The sequence below is a fragment of the Brevibacillus sp. genome (genome assembly GCF_003521185.1).
In the GTDB taxonomy this organism is placed as follows: Bacteria; Bacillota; Bacilli; order Brevibacillales; family Brevibacillaceae; genus Brevibacillus; species Brevibacillus parabrevis.
In genome coordinates this window covers 1-5,570 of record NZ_DOTK01000019.1, presented here as the reverse complement: position 1 = coordinate 5,570, position 5,570 = coordinate 1, and the positions used below count along the sequence as shown (strand labels likewise).

Annotated in this window: 4 protein-coding genes; 1 reads left to right on the top strand and 3 read right to left on the bottom strand. The window is 53.2% G+C overall.

Going from position 1 to position 5,570, the window contains the following annotated elements:
* Positions 1-186 precede the first annotated feature (186 nt).
* The 3 genes from DEP07_RS04475 to DEP07_RS04465 form a co-directional block, all read right to left on the bottom strand.
* Entirely contained in the window at positions 187-1,515 is a 1,329-nt protein-coding gene (locus DEP07_RS04475) for a GntP family permease (protein WP_122966402.1), read from the bottom strand.
* A 24-nt stretch (positions 1,516-1,539) separates the two neighbouring features.
* Positions 1,540-3,081, bottom strand: coding sequence for a gluconokinase (gene gntK, locus DEP07_RS04470; protein ID WP_173599804.1), 1,542 nt, complete (start codon positions 3,079-3,081; stop codon positions 1,540-1,542).
* Positions 3,082-3,361: 280 nt separating this feature from the next.
* A complete protein-coding gene (locus DEP07_RS04465) occupies positions 3,362-4,231 on the bottom strand; it encodes a MurR/RpiR family transcriptional regulator (protein ID WP_122966404.1) in 870 nt (289 codons plus the stop codon).
* Between the two features lie 246 nt (positions 4,232-4,477).
* Here DEP07_RS04465 and gnd point away from each other — a divergent pair, with 246 nt between their 5' ends.
* The gene (gene gnd, locus DEP07_RS04460) at positions 4,478-5,374 is read left to right on the top strand and encodes a phosphogluconate dehydrogenase (NAD(+)-dependent, decarboxylating) (RefSeq protein ID WP_173599805.1); all 897 of its coding nucleotides are present in this window, start codon (positions 4,478-4,480) and stop codon (positions 5,372-5,374) included.
* The last annotated feature ends 196 nt before the right edge of the window (positions 5,375-5,570 follow it).

Here is a 5,570-nt window from a genome sequence, read left to right as displayed (position 1 = left end):
CAAAAAAGCCAAGAAAAATAGGCGGGGTTGACATATTACACATAATATCGAGCAAGAACTAATAAATCCGTTCATAAACCAAACCATAAACACAAAACCAAACAACCAACACAAACAAAAACAGGACACTCCCCCAATCCCACCAGAAAGAGTGCCCTGCTCCATTACATCTGTACTACCTCCACCCTATACAACCAAACTCAATGCCATAATCAAAATAATCGCCACCACCGACAAAATCGTCTCCATCACCGTCCACGACTTCAGCGTATCTTGCACCGACATGTTGAAATATTCCTTGATCAGCCAGAAGCCGGAATCGTTCACATGGGACAGGATCAGCGAGCCGGAGCCTGTTGCCAGTACCAACAGTTCCGGGCTGGTTCCGGGAACTTGCAGGGCGATAGGCCCGACAATTCCTGCTGCCGTCATCATGGAGACGGTAGCGGAGCCGGTAGCCACGCGGATCAGGGCAGCGATCAGCCAGCCCAACAGGATGGGCGAAATCGCGGAGGCTTTGGCCAATTCGGCGATGTAATCGCCGACGCCGCTGTTCAGCAGAACTTTGTTGAACGCGCCACCCGCACCGATGACCAACAGGATTGTCGCGGTAGGAGCGAGGCAGTCGTTTGTGAATTTGAGAATGTCGTCTTTGGTAAAGCCGCGATTGAAGCCGAGTGTCCAGAACGAAATGATGACGGCAATCAACAGGGACGTGATTGGGCTGCCGATAAAATCAGCCCATTGGCGCAAGGCGTCTTCCTTCGGCAATGTTACATCGGCGACAGTCGCGAGCAACATCAAAAACACAGGCAAAAGCACGGTAAAGACAGTGATTCCGAAGCCAGGCAATTCGCGCTCGTCCTTTGGCTCCGCCATTTGCGCTGCAAGCTCAGGCGAGATGCTCGTCTGGATGCGCTTGCCAATCCAGCTGCCGTAGAGCGGCCCGGCGATGATTGCAGCAGGCAGGGCTACGATGATGGACAGCAAAATCGTCTTGCCGACATCGGCCTGGAACAGATCGACCGCTGCCATGGCAGCAGGGTGCGGAGGCACGATGCCATGCACGATGGACAATCCGGCGATGAGCGGAATCCCGATTTTCAGCAAAGAGACGCCCGTTTGTCTGGCAATCGTAATGACGAGCGGAATCAACAGAACGAAGCCTACTTGAAAGAAGACCGGAATCCCTACGATAAAGGCGACGAACATCATGGCCCAGTGAACGTTTTTTTCACCGAACAGCCGGATCAAGGTGCGGGCGATTCGCTCTGCGCCGCCGGATTCCGCCATCATTTTTCCGAGCATGGTGCCAAGCGCGAGCACGATCGCAATAAAGCCGAGCGTTCCGCCCATCCCGTCTTTGATCGAGTCGACGACTTTGACGAGCGGCATCCCGGAAGCGATTCCGACAAACCCGGCCGCGAGCAACAGCGCGACAAACGGGTTGACTTTGAACCGCGTGATGAGAACGAGGAGGAAGAGAATCGAGATCAACGTAATGAGAAGTGGCATGATAGAACCCTCCGTTTGATGTGTCTAGTTGTTCAACTGTTTTTGGAACTTGGCGATTAGCTTGTACTCCTCCAGGAGGTTGTAGTAAACGCGCTCGTAAATGTAAAACAACTCCAGATACATGCTGGATCGCTCCAGGTCCGGCTCATGCCTGTGCGAAATGTGAATCATCTTTTTCACATCATGCAAATTGTCCAATGCTCCAAGCGCGTGCATCGCTAAAAGGGCGGCGCCAAAGCTGGAGCTTTCGTGACTCTCAGGAATCAGCACCTCGTAGCCGAACATATCGGACATGATTTGCCGCCATTCCTTGGAACGGGCGAAGCCGCCGGATGCGCGAATTTCCTTGGCGCCTCCAGCCAGATCGCGGAGCGCGATGCCAATGCTGTATACGCTGAACAAAATGCCTTCGAGGACGGCGCGGATGAAATGCTCCCGTTTGTGGTGCAGGCCGATGCCGAAAAAAGAACCTCTCGCCTGCGCATTCCAGTAGGGCGCGCGTTCGCCGGACAAGAAGGGGAGGAACAGCAACCCATCTGCGCCGGGGCGTACATGCTCAGCTGCCTGAATCATGACGTCGTAAGGATCGACGCCCAGCTGCTTCGCCTTTTCGACTTCCGGCCAGCTGAACTCGTCGCGGAACCAGCGGAGCATGATCCCGCCATTGTTGGACGGGCCGCCGATGACCCAATGATTCTCCGTCAGCAAGTAGCAGAACGTGCGGCCTTTCGGATCGGTGATCGGCTCGGGCACGACCGTCCGAACAGCTCCGCTCGTCCCGATCGTAATGGCTACCTGACCGTTGTCGATGGCACCGATGCCGAGATTGGCCAGCACGCCATCACTTGCTCCGACCACAAAAGGCGTGTCGGGATCAAGCCCGATCTCTTCCGCATAGCGTACCTTCATTCCCCGCAGGATATGGGTAGTCGGCACTGGCTCGCTCAGGTGTTGCTTCGTGATGCCGGCAACCTGCAGCGCGTTGTCGTCCCAGTCCAGTTTGCGCAAGTTGAACAGTCCCGTAGCCGAAGCGATGGAGTAATCAACCACGTACTGACCGAACAGTCGATAGATCACATATTCCTTGATGGAAATGTACTTCGCTGTCTTCTGGGAAATATCGGGCTGATTCTCTTTGAGCCACATGATTTTGGGAAGCGGCGACATGGGGTGGATCGGCGTTCCGGTCGCCAGGTAGATCGAATGGCCGACACCTTCCTCCTTGAGCCGCTCTGCCTGTGCCGCGCTGCGGTTATCCGCCCAGATGATGCTGTTCGTCAGGGGATTTCCGTGCGCATCTACGGCAATCAGGCTGTGCATCGCGGTGGAGAAGCCGATGCCGCCGATTTCGTTCTGCCCGATGTCCGCTTGTTCAATCGCCTGTTTCAATGCGGCAACGACAGCGGCGAAGATCGTTTCCGGGTCTTGCTCAGCCCACGATGCTTTCGGCACCAGCAGGGGATAGTCGATATTGCCAGTCCCGCGAACGGCTCCAGATGCTGTGAAGACAATCGCTTTCGTACTGGTTGTCCCGATATCAAGACCGATAAAGTAGCTTTGCTTCATGTGCTTTCACCCTTTTTTCGCGAAAAACGTCTCGATGTTTTCCTAAAAGTAAGATCGGACCGCTTGCCGCCTGTTCTTTTGGCTCCGAAGAGAATGGAAACAGTCACGATCATTTGTATACGCTTTCAACCGAGTGGCGTGTTGATAACGAGATTATAGCGAAATTTTTTTCATTTGTTAATATAAAAGAAAAAAATTATTTCATTTTTCATATTCACATCGATAGTATTACCAAAAATAGCCGTTTGATGGTTTGGGAGGGAAAAAGAAAAACGCCTGATCACAGGCGTTTGAGCGAGATAGCTTCTCGGATATGCTGAATGTTGGAGATCGTATCGTCCTGTCTGCGCAAGGAAACCGCCACGTACAGCAAATCGATCAGGCTGAGCTGGGCGAGGCGGGAAGACAAAGCTTCCGTGCGAAAAACGGTTTCCCGCGAAGTCGTGTATAAGCACATGTCAGCGAGACGGACGAGGGGAGACTTGCCGTAGCTCGTAATGCCAATCGTTTTGGCGCCGCGCTCCTTGGCTACGCGCAGGGCTGCCAAAATATCTTTGTTGGAGCCGGAGTGGGAGAAACCTACGGCTACCGCGCCTTCCGTCAGCAGCGAAGCGGACATGACCTGATAGTGGGCATCCGAGTGATGAATACAGGGAATGCCTGTCCGCATGAATTTGTGGTAGGCGTCTTGGGCGATCGCAGCCGAGCCGCCAGAGCCGTAAAATTCAATACGAGTCGCTTTTTCCAGGCAGGAGACGATTTTGAGCAGCTCATCCTTGTTGATGATTTGCAGGGTGTCCCGCAATGTTTCCAGATTCGCGGTGAAAATTTTTTCGGCAATCGCGCCGATGTCGTCGTCATCCAGATTGATCTCCTGGTAGATCGTTTGCTTTGGATTGGTCACTTCGCTGGCCAGCGCGATTTTAAACGCCTGGTACCCGCGAAAACCGAGCCGCCGACAAAGCCGAAAGACCGTCGCGTCCGCGCACTGGCACTGATCGGCCAGCTCGGTAATGGAGAAATGAACGATTTGATTGGCATGCTGCAAAATGTAATCGGCAATCTGCTGTTCTTTGCCGCTTAACTGTGTGTAAATGGCGCGCAGCTGCGCAAGCACACTGACAGGCGTGTGTGACGTTGTATCTGGCATGAAATGCGACCTCCTGAATTGAATTGAATTGAATCGTACTGGAATGCCATCTATATTTCAGCAAAAGATATTGCCAAAAAGGCTCGTGCAGGGCAAATGCAATGATTTCCTACTTGCTAGTATAGGAGAAACAGACGGTCGTTTCCTAGTTTCAAAAAAATTTTCTTCATTTCTGATGAAAGATGAAAATTTTTGTCTTATAATACAAACTAACAGAGTTCATCCCAAAAGGAGTGACGTACGCGAATGAAACTTGCGATTCTCGGTCTAGGTAAAATGGGGTACAATCTGACACTCAATTTGCTTTCTCATCAACATGAGGTTGTCGCTTACGACGTAGATAAAAGCCGTGCGGAAGAACTGAGCCGCGAAGGAGCGATTCCGGCTGCTTCTGTCGAGGATGCGGTAGCGAAGCTGGACACGCCGCGCGTCATCTGGCTGATGGTTCCGGCAGGGGAGATTGTCGACCAGCTGGTTGATCAGCTGTCTATGATTCTCGCTCCCGGCGATATCGTCATCGACGGCGGTAACTCGCATTACAAGCAATCTGTAGAGCGCTACGAACGGTTGAAAGCCAATGGCATTCATTTTCTCGATGCAGGCACAAGCGGCGGAATGGAAGGCGCTCGCCACGGGGCATGTATGATGATCGGCGGGGATCGGGAAGCGTTCGCCCACATCGAACCGATGATTCGCGACATTAACGTGGACAAGGGCTACTTGTACACGGGCGATGCGGGCAGCGGTCACTTTTTGAAAATGATTCACAACGGGATCGAGTACGGAATGATGCAAGCGATCGGGGAAGGCTTCGAGGTGCTGGAAAAAAGCCAGTACAACTACGATTTCGCCGAAGTGGCCCGCGTGTGGGCGAACGGCTCTGTCATCCGCGGCTGGCTGATGGACTTGACGGAGCGCGCCTTCCGCAAAGACGCCAAGCTCGATGACATTCGCGGCGTCATGCACTCTTCCGGCGAAGGAAAATGGACGCTGGAAACGGCGCTCGACCTGCAAGCAGCCACTCCTGTGATCGCGATGTCGCTGCTCATGCGCTATCGCTCGCTGGACGAGGATGCCTTCCACGGCAAAGTTGTCGCTGCGCTGCGCAACGAATTTGGCGGACATGCGGTAGAAAAGAAATAACAGCACCAAAAAGGATGACGGCAGCGGCAAGCCGATCATCTTGTTTTCTATACGTGTGATTGTCGGAGCGAAGCACTGGATCAGCGATGGTCCGATCGCAGATGAAATGAAAATGAACGATGTCGTCAACGCCCTGGCGAAGAAATAACGACGCAAGAACCTGTGCAAGCAGGTTCTTTTTTTGGTGCGCCCAGCA

Excerpts from the sequence above, each read along its gene's own strand:
- DEP07_RS04475 (WP_122966402.1), bottom strand. The coding sequence starts at position 1,515 with ATGCCACTTCTCATTACGTTGATCTCGATTCTCTTCCTCCTCGTTCTC.
- gntK (WP_173599804.1), bottom strand. The coding sequence starts at position 3,081 with ATGAAGCAAAGCTACTTTATCGGTCTTGATATCGGGACAACCAGTACG.
- DEP07_RS04465 (WP_122966404.1), bottom strand. The coding sequence starts at position 4,231 with ATGCCAGATACAACGTCACACACGCCTGTCAGTGTGCTTGCGCAGCTG.
- gnd (WP_173599805.1), top strand. The coding sequence starts at position 4,478 with ATGAAACTTGCGATTCTCGGTCTAGGTAAAATGGGGTACAATCTGACA.